The following is a 16,320-nucleotide window of genomic DNA, read 5'->3' on the forward strand; positions in this document are numbered from 1 at the left end:
TGATGATTATATTCAAAGAGACCACGATGTGATCGATTTTTTTGGTACTCCGATGACAGGTCCAGTTGTTGCAAAATAGCCACGACAGTTCCCTGAGTTTTTTTAAAATCAATGAGGATTTTTATGAACTTATTTTTCCCGTTTGCTGTCGTGGCTTCTTGGTCCATTTTCTTGACTCTTCCCTCCCAAGCCAAGGCAAGTCCGGGCTCGAAGCTCAGCTGTCGGACCAATCTCGCCCCCCCTTCTCGCAAGAGTCCCATTTCTGTTGCTCTTGATGCGCCGGCTTCAGATTCGGCCGCTCAAGCACTCTCTGCCCTCAATTCAATTAAAAACGAAATTTCACAGAGGAAGACGAGTGAAACAGGGACTGAGCCAAATGCCAGCAAACATGAAGACGCGCTTATCCACCTCAACGAGTTGACCCTTCAGATCGAACAGGCAATTCGGGATGAAAATGAAGGCAAAGACAGCCCTTCTACCATCCATTTTATCGTCGGCCAGGCAGCCATTGAAAAGATCCTTGGTCTAGCTCTAACAGAACAGATCAAAAGGAATCCCTCTGTCGTCAAATTACCTCAGCCCATCATTACCTCATTCTTAGCCCTATTGGGGATATGGACGGCTCAGGGAGAACAAATACTAGGCAAAATAAGCCAGTACGTTGATTTTCAGGGAATCGTAAATGATGGACTCACAATGATGTCGTCATCTCCCGTAGATCTTTCTATGCAGGGGTCAGCAACGCTCTTGGTATCGAGTTACGCAGTTGCAGCCACAGCTAACTTATTCTCAAAGTTTTTTCGCAATAAACGAGCCTCAAAAAATGATGTCGTTCAAAATCAAGATGATAAGGGTGGCAAGACCGGTCGCAGTCATGATTTTGAAATTTCACGCCATGTTTCGTTGAAGGCAGTAACAACGGATCAAGCACAAAATATTTCCGGATTGGACCTGTGGACAGTCACAAGCCGTGACCCATCAGATCTCAATGCTGAGCCTGAGCAACTCGATATTGTCCTTTTCTCAAAGGATGGGGAGCCCGCACTCGTTGTCATCAGAAAATAGCAAAATTCCTCTTTACCGGCCTTTTACCGGCCTTTTACCAGCCTTTTACAGAGCCAAAATTTGGCTCTTTCTCAAGAAGGCTGGAAATTTCTCCACGATTTGCATTTCTGCAGATCGACCAATGAGATCCTCTAATCCTTCCAAAGGACTCGAAAAACCCCGTTTCCCAGATAAATCCTTTCGCTGGCACTGAGCTTGAAGAAAGTTCTCTTTGATTGCGTTGGAGTTGGCTGAAATAGGACGCATTCATAACGAGGAATAATCGATGAGAGCTTTACGAAAGACAGAAGTCAAAGTGCCTTTGAACAAATACAGTCTTCAAGAATTTTGGGCGGCTCTTTTGTCAGTTCGCCTTGGAGGAGGTCCATCGGCCCATCCGATTGCTTCTTGGAGATTGATCCCCTCGCTCCTTCTCACGTGCTCAATGACACTGAACCTTTCTCCGGGGCTTCCGCTCAATGCCACTCTCAGTTATTTGGGTGCACCCGCCTCTGCTGAAGTTCACGCCGGCGAGCGCACTACTTTTGATGTTGATCTCGAATCCCTGACTGGCGTCTCAACTGAAACTCCCGTGGAAATCCCAACAGCCATAACGGCCGATACGGAAATTCAAATCGATTTGGGAAAGGGCAATCGAATCAGACTCAATGGTCCCGAGTCCTTTTTGAATGATCCCCAACATCCCCTGCGTCAACTGGATCCTGACACGCAAGAGAGATTTCTTGCACGAAGAGCCGCTTTCCTCACAAGAATGGCTGCCTTTTTGACAAGTGCAAAGGGTGGATTTGGTCTCTATAGCCTCAGTAAAAAAATCATCACCTACGTTCGACCAACTATTAAATCAAGCGTCGAATCCAGCGGGTCTCCGGAATTTCAAACTGGAGAATCGTCCGCCCAGGCTCTCACCCAAGCTCTTTCTGAGCCGAATGGAAGAATTCGAAAGAGAGAAAAACTACTTAAAATTGTTGACGCTCTTTTGTTTATGGATCCAGGGACATTTGCTAATGCCCATACCGTAGGCTTCAGAATTACCAAAGGCGGCATTGGTCTTGGTGGATTGGGTTTGAACGGTGGGAGCCTGATCGTTAAGGCCGCAGACAAGATCCCAGCATATTTTGGTGGCAAGTATGTTCGGGCTGCACTCTCGTCTGACATTGCCAAGAGAATCATGAACGCCGACATCGGAGGAGGAGGAGGACAAATAGGAATTGCGTTCAATTTTGGGTTTGAGTTTCAAAAAGGGAAATTTTGTCGCCCAGGTGTTCCCGTGGCGCGAAGCCTACGTTAATGCCTTAGGCGTTGCAGGGTATTTGGGGTTCAATATCAGGGCTGGTATATTCTTTGACGCAACCTCAGGACAGAGGACCGCTCGGACTGAATATGTGCTTGTGCCTCCCGGTCCTGGTTTTATGTCACAGGGAGAGGGTTTCTTCTCCGCAGGGTTTAATATTCCTCTTGCTGTTCCGGGAATTTTTCCTATATCAGAACTCATGGGCTATAAGGCCTCTGCCCAAGTTGGTGCATCCTTGCTGTCGCTTAAAATTCCATGGGATCTTGGCCTCTCGAGGATAACTCCCTTTTTCGCAAGGTTCATACCCGAAGATGGATGGAGAGTTCAAAGTGTTGAGAATTTTGGAAGGGAGATCTCCTCCTATTCAGGGCAACTGGCCAAAAAAGGGCGGGCGGCAGGAATACGCGTGTGTCAAAAACTCCTCGCTTCACGCAGAAGCAATGCTCCTTGATTTCGCGATCTTATCCACTTCCAAACAAATCAACCAAGACCCAGGAGTATTGAGATCGCTGAACTAAATAATTATTGGGACCAACCGATAAGCCAAAGGTGAAGGACCTGGCCTCGACCCTCTTGGTTTCATTGATTTTCATCATGACGTCACAGACATCGTCACGGGCATTGGGGGAATACCGTGCCTATGAACTTCGCCTCTATCGTCCCGATGATGGGACTGAGCGACTCATTCGCACGACCTTTGATGACATACAATATCCCACCTACTATCCCCTTCGACAAGGTGAGTTGATTGAAATCAAGAGATCTTGGCGCTGCTGGGGCAACACAGGAAATTTCAAACCCATTTGTCCAAATCGCCAAGAGACCAAGGACAAGGGGGATTCCGCTCCTAATCCTGGAAGCAACTCCATTGAAGACAGCTCAAGCTCACAACCAAAGACCAGTTCGGTCCCGCCACCCTCCGCGTGATTCTACAAAAGAAGTACAATCAATAAAATGAGGCATTGCTCTCACTGAGTTCGCTAGACATGGATTTCTAGTTTTGAAATCACAGACTATCTGACTCTGATTCCTAGGAAGGGGATCCAAATGAGTGCGGAAATCAACCGGGCACAATCCCGCTACAACCAAGACCTTCAGTATTTGCAAGATCAATATCGACGCCAGAGAGATCAAACAGTTGAACAAAACGAAGAGGATCTCAGTCGCTTGCGCGAGAACTACCAACAAAAGGCAGATGATCTGCGCCGAACAGGTGAAAGCACTGTGAACCACATTCGTAAAACCACAGATCAGACGATCACCGCCAATCGAGAAAATAGCGCTCGTGAAATTCAAAACGAAAGAACAAAAAGCCATAATACCTACGAAGAACTGCGAAAGCAGGCTCAAGTGCGTAAGACAGCCTTCAAGCAAGATCAAGAGACTTTAGAAAAAGCACATGCGAGAGATATCTCGGCCTCTCGCGCCCGTCGAGACGAGGTTCTTCATACAGAAGCTGAAAACACCCGAAATTTTCTCAAACGGGAAAATGCACAACGCCAACAGATCGAAAAGTCTACTGCCGAAGATCTACATCGCCTGCGTGAAAATACATCCAAACAAAAAAATGCGCTCGTGGAACACAACCGTGACGAGCAGAGAGACCTCAGTCGCCATCATCAAGCCCAGCTCGCCGAAGAACGACGTCGGGGCGAAGAGCAGTATCACACCTACTCAAGCCAAGAGAAGGAAAGAATCAAGGAACTTCGCAATCAAAATCAGGAAGTCTACGAAAATGAACGTTCAAAGGGAAATGAGCAACTGGATCGTCTGCGAAGCAAGCTGGATAACGAAGTGAGCGGGAAGCAGCGAGAGGGCGAGCAGCGCATTCAGGCCACAAAGGAAGAACAAACCGAAATATTTAAAAAAGAAAGAGAACGCCAAACTCAGGTAAAAGAACAAGTTCGCTCCGAATACGATAAGGAAGTCGCGATGATTCACCATCGGGGAGAAACTGAAGTTCAAAGGCAAAAAGACCACTTCCGAGAAAACATGGATAAAACCAAACAATCCCATGATGTTCAAATGAAGGAGCTTCAAACAAATCAGGACCAAGAAAAGAAAGAATCTCTCGCGCTCCATCGTCAGAATATGGAAAAAAACGATCAGCTGTTCCGACAAATGCGCAAGAATCAGGAGCTTGAATTCCGAGAGGCCTTCAACACCAACCAAGACAGAAATCGCCAAGTATTGGAAGCGCAAAAAGAGAGGCTCATTGATGAGCTGGACACGCAAAAAAAATCTGCCATGGAGTCCGTTGGGAAATACCAAAATAGACAAAACGACCCGTTTTATCACCTGCGCACTGCTAACTCTGTCTTGAAAGAAAATCCCTGGGCCTATGTCCTAGAAGTCAGCGTTCCAGAATCTCAAAAGAACGAAGTGGACGTAGTCGTAAAGGAGGACCGACTCATTATCTCTGGGAAGAGACGATTTCAAGACGAAGTGCACACTGACGGAAGACGAATGACAACAAACAATTATCAGACTTTCCGAGAAGAGGTTCCACTGAGTCACCCCTCTGTTGAAAAAGACGTCACTCGTGAGTATCAAGATGGCATTCTGAAGGTCTTGATTCCAAAAGCAGGAACAAAGGATTTCACTATCTAGTTAATTTAATGGGCCATCGCTATACCAAAATAACTCATGCCCAAAAACAATGACCCCAACAGGATCCGATACCACGCAAATTGGCTAAATCCAAATCTGCCGAGATAATAAATAAAAAAACGAATAGCGAGCAATCCGACTCCAAAAGAAACCATATTCCCCAAAATGATGACAGTAACTTGATCAGAAGTGATCGTCGGTGCAATTTTGATCAATTTTATAAAGGTCGCCCCCGTCAAAGTTGGAACAGCAAGAATAAATGAGAACTCAGCAGCACTCTTGCGGTCTAAACCTTGCCACAAACCACCCACAATGGTGGCTGCAGCCCTTGATACCCCAGGGATAAAAGCCACACATTGGGCCAAACCAATTAATAGGGCCTGCTTGTATGTAACATTCTCCTCATCTTTGGTTTCTGGGAGGGAAGTGGCGCCATTTCGCCTGTCAATCAACAAAAGAAAAACTCCTCCCAACAACAGGGACCAGGCCACAACATCCGTTCGATCCAAAATTCGGTCGATATGGTTCTTCACCAAGAGGCCGAGCACACCGGCCGGCAAAAAACCGATCAACAATTTCTTATAAAATTCGATAGATCGAAAGAATCGCCTCCAATAAAGAACTAAAACCGAAGCAATCGCACCAGATTGCACAATCACTGTGTAGTCCTTCACAAAGGACTCTCCGCTAATTCCCATTACATAAGAGGTAAGAATGATGTGCCCTGTGGAAGAAATCGGCAAAAACTCAGTCAGCCCTTCAACCACAGCTAAAAGTATTCCATGTCCTAAGTCCATTTGGAAAAGCTACCTTTTACCCAAAGCCTTGGCAAGCAAGTGCCGTGGAAAAGAATGGATCAGATTGAGATAGCATTGAGTTCGCTCAGCAGCGGGACAAGGCATCTGGTGTCAAAAAAATCGCCAAAAAATCTGTGTTTCAAGTCAAATCCTGGCTGAACCGATGGATCTAGGTATAAGGAACCGCACAGTCAGGGAGGTTGCTTCTGTGGAAGGCTTATTAAATTTCTTTGTGAATTACAAGATAGCTGACATTGCCATCGGTCTCATCGGCTTGTACGCTCTCACTCTTATTCTTGATCGATTTAAGGCTCTCTTTTTCGACTACGCATTGCCGGTTGGCCCCTTTATGAATCAAGTGTCGAAACTTATTCGAGAGGACAAGATCGACGAAGCCCTCACTTTTTGCGCTGCCAACGAAAAAAAGCCGCTGGCGCATGTCATCAAGAGGGTCTTAGAAAAATCTGATCGTGAAGACCATGCCATCGCGCAGTCTTTGGACATTGCAAGTTCAGAAATCGCTCCCAAACTTGTCAGAAGACTGGGCCAAGTTCAAATGGTGTCCAATGTCGTAACACTGGTTGGCCTTCTTGGAACCGTAATTGGTCTGATTGTGGCCTTTAAAGCCATCAGCTTTGCCGATGTTTCTCAAAAGCAAACGATTCTGGCTCAGGGAATCTCAATTGCAATGACGGCGACCGCTGCCGCCCTTATCGTCGCTATTCCCACAATGTTTGCGTACACTTTTTTATATGAAAAGCAGAATCGTCTTTTTTCACAAATTGATGAAAATTCGCAGAAGATAATGGAAATGCTGAGCGAGCGAGCCTATTCGCCCGTTCAAAACCAAAATATTTATCCAACTGATCTTCGCGGTGAGAAAATCACAAGCAAGGAAAAGACTCCACCTCCTCCGGGATCAGCTCCGAAGGCTTCATGAACTCCTTCAAGGAAGAGGCAGATGCGTATTCATAGAACCAGAAAAGCAGATGCAACCTACGATCTCAATTTGGCTCCCTTTCTTGATATTATTGTATCCATCATACCTATGCTCTTATTGAGCGTGGTCTTTGTTCAAATTCGCATGATCGAAACCTCAATTCCTCAGGTTGTGGCTCAAAAGATCAAAGAGCAGCAAGAGGATAAAAAACCTGCTGTATTTGTCTCTCTCAAGATCGAAAAGGGTGCCTTTGGCTACGTTGTATCTGACAACGGAAAGAAAAAAGAATTCGAAGTTGCCGGCAAAAATGGACTTCTGGATTACGATGGTCTGGCAAAAGCCTCCGCGAATCTAAAACGGCAGTACGTTGATATTTTTACGATTGATTTAATACCAGATGCAAATGTCACTTACGACGATCTCGTCAAAACACTCGACGTCGTTCGGCGTCTGCCCGCAAGCGAGGGAAAAGTGACGGTTAAGGATGAAAAGACGGGCCAAATGGCTGAAACCGATCTCATGTTTCCGAATGTGACCTTTGCAAACGTCGTAAAATGAGACTGAAAAGAAAGAGCGAATGGGACAAGGAAAACATCATGAGCGCGTCAGAAAAAATTCAATTGGCGGAAACTGAAAGGGGAATTTTATGGCAGGTGGAATAAAACGCCACATGGAAAAGCGACTCCCATCAACTTTTAAGATCCAAATCACTTCCATGGTTGATATGTTTGTTATCATTCTTGTTTTTTTGTTAAAAAGCTATTCAACTTCGCCCGTGAATATTACGCCCAACGCAGATTTGAGGCTGCCAACTTCAAATTCCCTTCAGGAACCAGTGGACGTCATTAAAATGGTTATATCAAAAAAAGGCGTGTTCATTGAGGATAAAAGAGTCGTCGAGTTTGATGCATCTGGCTCCTTGAGCAGCAAAGACATTGACGCCTCAGATCCTTCCTTCATTCCAGGTCTATTCAAAGAACTCGATGAAAAGGCCAAACAAACTCAAGATATTTCTAAGCAGAATGAAACTGTTGAATTCGATGGGCGCGTCCTCATGCAAGCAGATCGTGACATGCCTTACTCTCTGCTTCAGAAGGTCATGTACACATCAATGCTTGCTGGATATCCAAACGTAAAACTGGCCGTGGCTGCCAAGGATTTTTAACTTCTCTAGGACTTTTTGATCAATTCACTCACTTCAGTAACCATAAAATTCAAACGGCCATGAAGGTCTTCAATTTGAGAGAGATTTACCTTGAGCTGACTCAATACGTCCAGTGGCTCGGGACTGAGTCCTGCTAATTCATGATAAGCCGGGGACAAATAAGACGTGAGAGCGGTCGGCTCCGACCGAAACTGGATTCCTCCAAACACTACGGTTGCAATTTCCTGAGATTCTTTTACTCCCACTGGGACTCCTTCACAAATGCTTTCAAGAACATACTTCTTGCTGATATTTTCTTCGATCGTAACGATAGACTCTCAAAACCAGAACTTAAATTAACTTACAATGACAAAACATTCCCAAAAAACGGTACCAAATTGGAACTTTTTCACGATCCTTACTTCTTCACTCCTAGTACTCACAATGAATAGAGTCCAAATCCGTCTTTGACGGAACTCTTCTTAATGTCCCGCTTGCCAGCGTGGTTGCCATGACACTGGCTGCTGCTTCGTTGTGGGAAAGTCCCAAAACGTGGCCAAACTCATGCACCATAAGGGAGACCAGATCCACTCCAGAGAAAATTTCGCTCCCATCTCCATTATAAAATAGGAAATTTTGGGCATTGACGCGAATATCCGCTTCATAAATACGACTACCTGTCCAATATACCGTTGTTCTCGCTTGTTCAGTGCGACGGTCAGACTCCCATTGCCTAAGCCAATAGATCATTGAGGATCCATCCTTATTAGGCTCAGCAGGCCCTGATACGCCTGTCAGCTCGATCTGTAAGGAAGGGGTGCCCTAACCTGCGCGTCCATTCGTCAATGGCTGCCTCAATGGGTAAGACGCTCTGGGGCGGGACCGATGAATGCAAATGCAGTTTAACTGGCACCCTTCCCTTCCAAGAGACCCTCTGAGCCTCGCTATTTTGAACGAAGTTACAAGAGTCCTGAGGAGGAGGACGCTGACCACAGGCTTGAATAAACAAAATAAAGGCTATGAGAACGCCAATAGCTACGAATCGCCACTTCATCGGTCGAGACCTCCTGGAAACAGACATCGCAAGATTGAGGCCGTTTGTGGCAATTTCGAACTTTCTCTAACTATTTGATTTTAAAGTACTTTTCTAAGTTATAGAGGAACTGAAGTCATTTTCTTGTGTCTTCCCATTTTTGTCTCGGCCAGGAAGTTCGCCCTCGAAAGCTCTAACTACTTGATTTTAGATAGGTTCATATTTGTATGCGAGATGAACAGAGCCACCGGCAAGATATGGCACTTGCGCGCAAAGAGAACCAAAGATTTCCAGTGTCAAAACGCCACCAAATTGCTGGCATTGAATTTGCGATAGAACTCAGTCAGTCACTTCCGGCCCTCTGCCACAATCGTGGGACCTTGAAGGCCAAATAGCCCATCTGAAAGACCTAGCCTGGGGGGGAGCAAAGCTCCCCACCACCTGCCATTGGGATTTATCATGTACTTAAAGTATTAAGATTTTGTCCCTGCCGCTTCAAATGTCGAGTACCGATAACCAACGCCGCGCACAGTTTCAATTACAGGAGAAATCTCATACAATTTTTTTCGCAGTGAAGCCATATGCACGTCTATGGTTCTATCTGTTACATTGAGGTTTCCGAGAGCCGTCTCACGAAGTCGGTCTCTGGTCAAAACCTTGCCCTTCTGCTTGATCAGCTCAGTTAAGATTCGAAACTCTGTGAGTGTGAGATAAATCTCTTTGCCTTTTGCCGCGACCTTGTACGCCTGCAAGTCGATCTTCAGGTCGCCGTCCTCTAGCTTGTCAATTCCAGATTCTGTCTGAACACGTCTTAAAACGGCCCGAACGCGAGCTCCCAATTCTTCGGAAGAAAAAGGTTTTAAAATATAGTCGTCAGCTCCCAGCTCCAGCGCCTCCACTTTTTCATTTTCGTTGTCCAGACCAGTCAGCATGATGATCGGAAGGGTGCAATAATTCTTATTATGTCGGAGTATCTTAATGAGCTCTACCCACTCTTGCCCGGCAACGAATAATCCAAAATGATCAGGTTGGGAGAGAATGATTCTATCGTAGAAATAAGCTCATTTCCACTTTCAAGGGCCCTCACAGAAAATTCCTGACTTTCAAGAATCGCAACCAAACAGTCACGAATTTCTGATTCGTCATCTACTACAAGGATCCTTGGCAACGACATACAACCATCCTGTCCAACCAAAAAAAGAAATCACCAAACGGAAGCTCTCATCGAACGGGAGTTACCCCATCCCCGTATATCTACCTAACTATTCCTATTTAGACAATATGCGAAATAAAATACAAACCTAACAGATGACACGCTCCTTCATATACAGCAAGCAACCTATTGCGTTGCCTGCCTCATTTGGATTTTAAGGAAATTGAAAAAGGCTTGAAAATGCAGAATCGCCCGATCATAATCGCCCGCGGGGACCTGGGGCGAAATCAAATCTTCAGATTTAATGGGTGGGCGTATGAGTCAAATGCGTCATTTGGGCGAACGAGAAAAATATCAAATCAAAATTCAATCAAAAGGCGAATTGATCTTTCGCTCAATGGAGGGAGAGTCTTCCTCCATTTTCAACCGTGATTGGTGGTATGGCCGCATCATGGATTGGAGCATGAAGAACGAGCACTTCAAGACCCAGATGTTCCGTTTTGTCGACGTCTTACCCTATCTCCATTCTGGCTCAGAAGTAGCCCGCCATCTCAAAGAGTACTTCACGGCCAGCGAAGGTGAAGAGCTTCCTTCGATATTCAATGTTGGATTAGGAATGGGATCCTTGGCTCCTTCTCTGCTCGCAAATGCAGTCAGAAAAAATGTCACTCAAATGGCCAAAATGTTTATCACGGGAGAAACTCCGAAAGAGGCCCTGCCCGTGCTCAAAAAAGCACGCAAAAACAACCTCTGCTTTACCGTCGACCTCCTTGGCGAAGCAACCCTCTCTGAAAAAGAGGCCCTCGATTACCAGGGTCGCTACTTGGAACTTGTCTCTTGGCTCAGCAAAGACTCAGCGGATTGGACAAGCAATCCACACATTGATCAGGACGCGACGGGAGATTTACCGAAAGTAAATATCTCCGTAAAAATGACGGCACTCTATTCCCAGGTCTCTTCAAGAGCTTGGGAGCATTCGATCGAAATTGTCAAAGAGAGGCTCCGCCCTATTTTTCACATGGCCAGGGAACATGGTGTTTTTGTGAACATCGACATGGAGCAATTCGACCACAAAGATCTCACTTTAAAGATTTTTCGAGATCTTTTGATGGAGCCCGATTTCAAAAACTATCCTTTCTGGGGTATCGTCATCCAGGCTTATCTTCGGGACTCTCTTCACGACGTGCAGGAGTTGATCAGATTTGCGGACACGCGCGGAGTGCCCTTTACCATTCGTTTAGTCAAGGGAGCCTATTGGGATTTTGAAACTATACTCTCGAGGCAACGCAATTGGAATTCTCCGGTCTACTTGAATAAGAAGGAATCCGACTGGAACTATGAAAACTGCCTTCAGGTTCTTTTGGAAAATTACCCTTCGATTCGAGTGGCCATTGCCTCCCACAATGTTCGGTCCCTCGCGGCCGGCATGGTCATGGCAGAGGAACTTGGGCTGGATAAAAAAGCCATTGAGATACAAATGCTTTATGGCATGGCCGATCCAATAAAGCGAGCATGTTCGAAGATGGGTTATCGTGTGCGCGAATATGCAGCCGTCGGAGAACTCATTCCTGGAATGGCTTATTTGGTCAGAAGACTCCTCGAAAATACTTCCAACGAATCATTTCTCAAATCGAAATTTGCGGACAACCTGTCTTCAGAATTACTGTTGGCTAATCCCGCAGAAGACCTCATCAAAACAACGGGCACCGTCAACAGAGAAGAAGGCTTTTTTAACGAACCTCTTCTGGATTTTGGGATAGAGAAAAATCGCCATCACATGATGCAGTCAATTAAAGATCGAAAGCTACAGATTGGCGCAATTTTCCCCCTTCTCATTGACAACAAAGAAATCAAAACGGAGCGCTTCCTCAGCAGTACCAATCCTTCTCAACCAGATCAGATTGTCGGCCGGATTTGCGTCGCAGGAATTGCTGAAGCCGAAATGGCTATTCAGGGAGCCAAAGCCGCCTTTCGACTCTGGAGTAAGAGGAGTCCTGAAGAGAGAGCAATTTATCTTGAAAAATTGGCCTCGTTGATAATGAGAGATCGATTTGAGCTGGCGGCACTTGAAGTCCTCGAAGTCGGAAAGACTTGGACCGAGGCAGACGGGGATATCACAGAGGCTATCGATTTTTGTCGCTACTACGCAAAAGAAATGCGTCGATTAGGAAAGCCTTTTCGTGTCGGCAACGCCCCCGGCGAAATAAGCCTCTATCACTATATCCCGCGCGGCATTTCTCTCGTCATTGCGCCATGGAATTTCCCTCTGGCTATTCTGACCGGTATGGTGAGTGCTTCTCTCGTAACAGGAAATGCTGTTATCATGAAGCCTGCCGAGCAAAGTTCTGTTGTCGCGGCCGAGCTGATGAAACTCATGATCGAGGCCGGTCTTCCTCCGGGTGTCGTCCAATTTCTTCCCGGTTTTGGCGAAGAGATTGGAGAATACCTGACCGGACACAAGGACATTGATCTCATTGCGTTTACGGGTTCACAACAAGTTGGTTTGCACATTTTTAACAAAGCAAGCATTTGTCTTCCCGGACAAAAGGGACTTAAGAAATGCGTTATTGAAATGGGTGGAAAAAACGCGATCATCATCGATTCAGATGCTGATCTCGACGAAGCCGTAGGAGGCGTTCTCCATTCAGCTTTTGGCTTCCAAGGACAAAAGTGTTCTGCCTGTAGTCGAGTGATTGTGATCGAAGGTATCTACCAAAGATTTTTGGATCGGCTCATTGAGGCCACAAAGAGTTTTGTCGTGAATCATTCTGAGTTGTCCCATACCTTTATGGGGCCCGTGATCGATCAAGAATCACGAGACCGGATTTTACGAGTCATTGAAGAGGCAAAAACTCATTCAAAGCTCGCCTACCAAGGTGATACTCCCAGCGAAGGCTATTTTATTCCTCCCACCATTTTCACCGAAGTTGATCCCAAATCGGCCTTGGCAATGGATGAAATATTCGGCCCTGTCCTTTCAGTTATTCGCGCCAAAGATATCGAAGAGGCAATCGAGATCGCAAACGGCACTGTCTATGGCCTCACAGGTGGAGTCTATTCCCGCAGCCCCGCCCACATCGAGCGGGTACGTTCTGATCTGATGGTGGGGAATCTCTATATCAACCGTGGGATTACCGGAGCCATGGTGGACCGCCATCCCTTTGGAGGTTTTAAAATGTCAGGAATCGGCAGCAAAGCTGGGGGCCCTGATTATTTGCTGCAATTCTTGGAACCGCGAACCACAACGGAAAATACAATGCGCCGAGGCTTTGCACCCAAAGAAGTCTAAATCAGCGCATCAATTCTGAAGTTGAACTCGTAGCTTTCCGATAATGAGGAGAATTATGCCAATAAGAGCTCCGCTCATTTGCCCGCCGAGATGGGCCGTGTGAGCTATTCCACCAAATTCAGGCACAGACCCGAAATACCCGGCAAGGTCAGTGGCGAGCCAAAGAAAAAATATAATCCAAGCAGGGACATTGACGAAGCCCGAATAGCCCTTCACCGGAATAAACAACCAATAAAAGCACCGCACAGGAACTCGCCAGTGCAGCAAACAGACCAATGCCATCAAGCCACTCACCGCAGCACTTGCACCAATGAGGGGGGCGCCTGTCGCACCATTTATAAGCAAGAAGCTTGCAGCACCCATGACTCCAGATCCAAGATAGGTAATTAAAACGAGAAGTCCGCCAAAAAGAGTTTCGAGATAACAGCCAAATACGAATAGAAAAGCCATATTGAAAGCAAAGTGAGAAAATCCACTGTGCACAAATTGGTAATTGATCCAATATTTAAAACCAATGTGATCAGAATTCAAACCGAGAACAAAATTCGGATGGCCTTCCTGAATCTTCCTGAGCTCCGCAAACTTCTCGATCCACCATCCTCGAGCAACTTGATCCCCTTTAAAGGGATAACTGGGGCCTTCCTTTAGAAATTTGTCGCTACGAAGAGCGAGATTCCCCAACAACTTGGTTTTGTCTTCATCACCACTGAGTGATTTCAGCGATAGTGTCCTTAAAAGGGGGCTGTAAAACGCCTGGTTATCGTTGATAAATTCAGCGTAGAAATGACCCTGGGAAGAAATGTAGTATTCGTCCTCAAAGGCCTTATCGAGACTTTCTTGAGCCCTATTGAGGTCAGGCATCGTGGAGAACATAACCAAAACATTAAGCCCGAAAAGAATCCAGGTAATCGGACATTTTTGAAATCTAAGAATCCCGTAAAGGTAGGGAATTATCACTTGTTTTTAAACTCCTGGATGAGAGACCTGCTAACCAACTCAAATTGGCTCCCACTTGCGGGATGCCGACCTGTAGTCAGTTTTTCCTGACTCGGAAAAAGCTCTTTCATAAGAAGGTAAGCAGACTTCATCTCCCCTACCTTAAATCCCGCAACGATTATCTCCTCCCGCGTTTTTGAATCAATTCTGCCTCCATCGTCTTTGACGAGGGTCTGGCCGATTTCCCAAGAGCGGTCAAAATTCTTCAATCGATAGTAGTTGTTGAAAAGTCTCTCGCCACGCTTTCTCCAATGAGGAGTCAACACCTCGTGCTTCCATTCTGAATAAAGGGCCTCTAGATCAAATGAGCTTTGAGCCGAACTGGCCAAATAATGACGGGCTTCCTCACGATAATTCTCCGAGGCCTTTTTATCTTGTGCCAACTTCCAAAGTTCCCGTCGCCCTTCCTGAGCCGCACTTCCATGAATAAGCGTCAATGCCCCAATTAGCTGGCGTCCCTCCGGGAAAGATACTTCCCGTTTTAATTCATCATAAGACTTGCCCTTTGTATCATCGCATTCAAAATTCTTAATGTAGGTCAGCGCGATATCTCGATCAGCTAAATACTCATCTGATTTCTCTAGTATTTTGTTCATGATCAAGCAGCTTGAGCGGCTCACTCCCGCACAGTTTTCATCAATTTCTTCCTTGCACAACCAACTCGCAAGATCGATGCGATTTGCAGGACCCATGGTATTAATCGCAATATCTGCGGCCGCACGAGCCTCTTCTTTTCGGCTCAGATTCCAATAGGCTTTTGTCCTTTGAATTCCGACAAACGAACCCAAGGCAATGCTGGGGCCCATTTTGTCTAAAAATGAAAGGGCCATCTGGAAATTCTCACGTCGCATGAAATGTCTAACTGCCCAAGTCAAAATATAGGGTTCTTTTGTATGGTTTAACTCGTTGAAGAGATCATCAATTTTTGTCCAGTCCTCATCCATCCACATCTCCACAATGCGGCTCATTTTGCAACTATCAGATCTCATATCCAATTTGCAAACCTGGTCCAAATATCGATCCGATAACTCTGCACTATCGGAATAGACAAACGATTGAGCCAAGTAAGCCATTGGACTTTCAATTCCTTGCCTCACCAAAGAGTCTTCCACCTCAGACCTCAAGCAAGGAGCAGAAATCTCACCCGATGCAAAAAGCGCCATGGCCACACTCAGACGCTCAAGCGATTCACCCGAAGAAGAAGAGGAGGAGGGCCAATCTTCCATCGCCACACCAACAGCATCGCACAAGACTCTTTCAGACTTCAAAACTCCAAAGAGCGAATCTTCGCCTTTTGATCGCATATAAAGATCAATTGAACTGAAGCCCATAAACAGGGTTCCAAATACAGCTAATGCAGCGCCGACACCGTGTACAAACGAGGCTTCAATCATTCCGGGAGTTCTCACTCCTCCGCCCCTGGTTGTTACAACGACTGTATCAGAGATTCGATCGTGGAAAGGCCTTCTCTTTTCATTGGCAAAAACAGACAAATGAGGAACGAATAGGAAGACAGAATCTACAATCCAAAAAACAGAACGAAGCAGGGCCATTGAAAAGCTTGGATTTCGACGTTTCCACAGCCATTCTACTCGTAAACCCCAAAACATTTTTCCTAAAGTAGCGCCCCACAGACTGACCATGGCTGTCTGATAGGCAATGACCACACATGCTGATGTCACAAACAGGAGAAAAAGAAAAAAATAGAAATCTGTCTCATCCTGAAGAACCAGTGCCTTCATTATTCCCTGCTTAAAAGGTGCTCCAAGGACAGCAGATATCGGGAGAATCACCAAAACCAAATCAGTCACGACCGCAGCCAAACGATCCACAGGAGATGCCAAACAGAGGGGACGACGTCCGCCACGCCTCCCTTTACGACCATTCTCCGTCCTATTTTTTTCGGTCCCAGGTACCGATAAATCCTCAATGACCATGCAGTGACCTATCGGCTGTTTTTGGCCAATAACTAACCTCAGTTGTTCTGGACGAGAGGCACAGA

General features: G+C 46.0%; 18 protein-coding genes. 10 read left to right on the forward strand and 8 right to left on the reverse strand.

The window, feature by feature from the left end:
* Window positions 1-123 precede the first annotated feature (123 nt).
* The 5 genes from IPJ71_06000 (at window position 124) to IPJ71_06020 (ending at window position 4,966) form a co-directional block, all read left to right on the forward strand.
* Window positions 124-1,065, forward strand: a complete 942-nt coding sequence (locus IPJ71_06000) for a hypothetical protein (GenBank protein MBK7843237.1) — start codon at window positions 124-126, stop codon at window positions 1,063-1,065.
* A gap of 265 nt (window positions 1,066-1,330) precedes the next feature.
* Entirely contained in the window at window positions 1,331-2,353 is a 1,023-nt protein-coding gene (locus IPJ71_06005) for a hypothetical protein (protein ID MBK7843238.1), read from the forward strand.
* Entirely contained in the window at window positions 2,325-2,807 is a 483-nt protein-coding gene (locus IPJ71_06010) for a hypothetical protein (GenBank protein ID MBK7843239.1), read from the forward strand. Before IPJ71_06005 ends, IPJ71_06010 begins: the two co-directional genes overlap by 29 nt.
* Before the next feature lie 74 nt (window positions 2,808-2,881).
* Window positions 2,882-3,283, forward strand: coding sequence for a hypothetical protein (locus IPJ71_06015; GenBank protein ID MBK7843240.1), 402 nt, complete (start codon window positions 2,882-2,884; stop codon window positions 3,281-3,283).
* 120 nt (window positions 3,284-3,403) lie between these two features.
* Entirely contained in the window at window positions 3,404-4,966 is a 1,563-nt protein-coding gene (locus IPJ71_06020; protein ID MBK7843241.1) for an Hsp20 family protein, read from the forward strand.
* 5 nt (window positions 4,967-4,971) lie between these two features.
* On the opposite strand, the gene IPJ71_06025 is transcribed toward IPJ71_06020, so the two are convergent.
* Window positions 4,972-5,763 (reverse strand): undecaprenyl-diphosphate phosphatase, encoded by a 792-nt coding sequence (locus IPJ71_06025; protein MBK7843242.1) that lies wholly within the window; start codon window positions 5,761-5,763, stop codon window positions 4,972-4,974.
* Window positions 5,764-5,971: 208 nt separating this feature from the next.
* Here IPJ71_06025 and IPJ71_06030 point away from each other — a divergent pair, with 208 nt between their 5' ends.
* The 3 genes from IPJ71_06030 to IPJ71_06040 all read left to right on the forward strand — a co-directional run bounded on the left by IPJ71_06030 (window position 5,972) and on the right by IPJ71_06040 (window position 7,868).
* Window positions 5,972-6,703 (forward strand): MotA/TolQ/ExbB proton channel family protein, encoded by a 732-nt coding sequence (locus IPJ71_06030; GenBank protein MBK7843243.1) that lies wholly within the window; start codon window positions 5,972-5,974, stop codon window positions 6,701-6,703.
* A 21-nt stretch (window positions 6,704-6,724) separates the two neighbouring features.
* The gene (locus tag IPJ71_06035; GenBank protein MBK7843244.1) at window positions 6,725-7,261 is read left to right on the forward strand and encodes a biopolymer transporter ExbD; all 537 of its coding nucleotides are present in this window, start codon (window positions 6,725-6,727) and stop codon (window positions 7,259-7,261) included.
* An 88-nt stretch (window positions 7,262-7,349) separates the two neighbouring features.
* Window positions 7,350-7,868 carry a biopolymer transporter ExbD gene (locus IPJ71_06040; protein MBK7843245.1) on the forward strand — a complete coding sequence of 173 codons (519 nt, stop codon included), beginning with the start codon at window positions 7,350-7,352 and terminating at the stop codon, window positions 7,866-7,868.
* Between the two features lie 5 nt (window positions 7,869-7,873).
* On the opposite strand, the gene IPJ71_06045 is transcribed toward IPJ71_06040, so the two are convergent.
* The 3 genes from IPJ71_06045 to IPJ71_06055 form a co-directional block, all read right to left on the reverse strand.
* Entirely contained in the window at window positions 7,874-8,113 is a 240-nt protein-coding gene (locus IPJ71_06045) for a hypothetical protein (GenBank protein ID MBK7843246.1), read from the reverse strand.
* A 166-nt stretch (window positions 8,114-8,279) separates the two neighbouring features.
* Complete coding sequence (locus IPJ71_06050) at window positions 8,280-8,597, reverse strand: matrixin family metalloprotease (GenBank protein MBK7843247.1); 318 nt, start codon at window positions 8,595-8,597, stop codon at window positions 8,280-8,282.
* A 22-nt stretch (window positions 8,598-8,619) separates the two neighbouring features.
* Window positions 8,620-8,901: a hypothetical protein gene (locus tag IPJ71_06055; protein MBK7843248.1), complete on the reverse strand. Its 282-nt coding sequence runs from the start codon at window positions 8,899-8,901 to the stop codon at window positions 8,620-8,622.
* A 206-nt stretch (window positions 8,902-9,107) separates the two neighbouring features.
* On the opposite strand from IPJ71_06055, the gene IPJ71_06060 reads away from it, so the two are divergent.
* The gene (locus tag IPJ71_06060; GenBank protein MBK7843249.1) at window positions 9,108-9,275 is read left to right on the forward strand and encodes a hypothetical protein; all 168 of its coding nucleotides are present in this window, start codon (window positions 9,108-9,110) and stop codon (window positions 9,273-9,275) included.
* A 78-nt stretch (window positions 9,276-9,353) separates the two neighbouring features.
* Here IPJ71_06060 and IPJ71_06065 read toward each other — a convergent pair whose 3' ends face one another.
* Both IPJ71_06065 and IPJ71_06070 read right to left on the reverse strand, forming a co-directional pair.
* Window positions 9,354-9,812, reverse strand: a complete 459-nt coding sequence (locus IPJ71_06065; protein MBK7843250.1) for a response regulator transcription factor — start codon at window positions 9,810-9,812, stop codon at window positions 9,354-9,356.
* Between the two features lie 53 nt (window positions 9,813-9,865).
* On the reverse strand, window positions 9,866-10,054 hold the full coding sequence (locus IPJ71_06070) for a response regulator (protein ID MBK7843251.1): 189 nt from the start codon (window positions 10,052-10,054) through the stop codon (window positions 9,866-9,868).
* Window positions 10,055-10,358: 304 nt separating this feature from the next.
* On the opposite strand from IPJ71_06070, the gene pruA reads away from it, so the two are divergent.
* Complete coding sequence (gene pruA, locus IPJ71_06075) at window positions 10,359-13,322, forward strand: L-glutamate gamma-semialdehyde dehydrogenase (protein MBK7843252.1); 2,964 nt, start codon at window positions 10,359-10,361, stop codon at window positions 13,320-13,322.
* Between the two features lie 9 nt (window positions 13,323-13,331).
* Here pruA and IPJ71_06080 read toward each other — a convergent pair whose 3' ends face one another.
* Window positions 13,332-14,279 carry a rhomboid family intramembrane serine protease gene (locus IPJ71_06080; protein MBK7843253.1) on the reverse strand — a complete coding sequence of 316 codons (948 nt, stop codon included), beginning with the start codon at window positions 14,277-14,279 and terminating at the stop codon, window positions 13,332-13,334.
* Window positions 14,276-16,255: an RDD family protein gene (locus IPJ71_06085; protein MBK7843254.1), complete on the reverse strand. Its 1,980-nt coding sequence runs from the start codon at window positions 16,253-16,255 to the stop codon at window positions 14,276-14,278. Before IPJ71_06085 ends, IPJ71_06080 begins: the two co-directional genes overlap by 4 nt.
* Window positions 16,256-16,320 lie beyond the last annotated feature (65 nt).

The sequence above is a fragment of the Bdellovibrionales bacterium genome (assembly GCA_016714165.1).
Lineage (GTDB): Bacteria > Bdellovibrionota > Bdellovibrionia > Bdellovibrionales > UBA1609 > JADJVA01.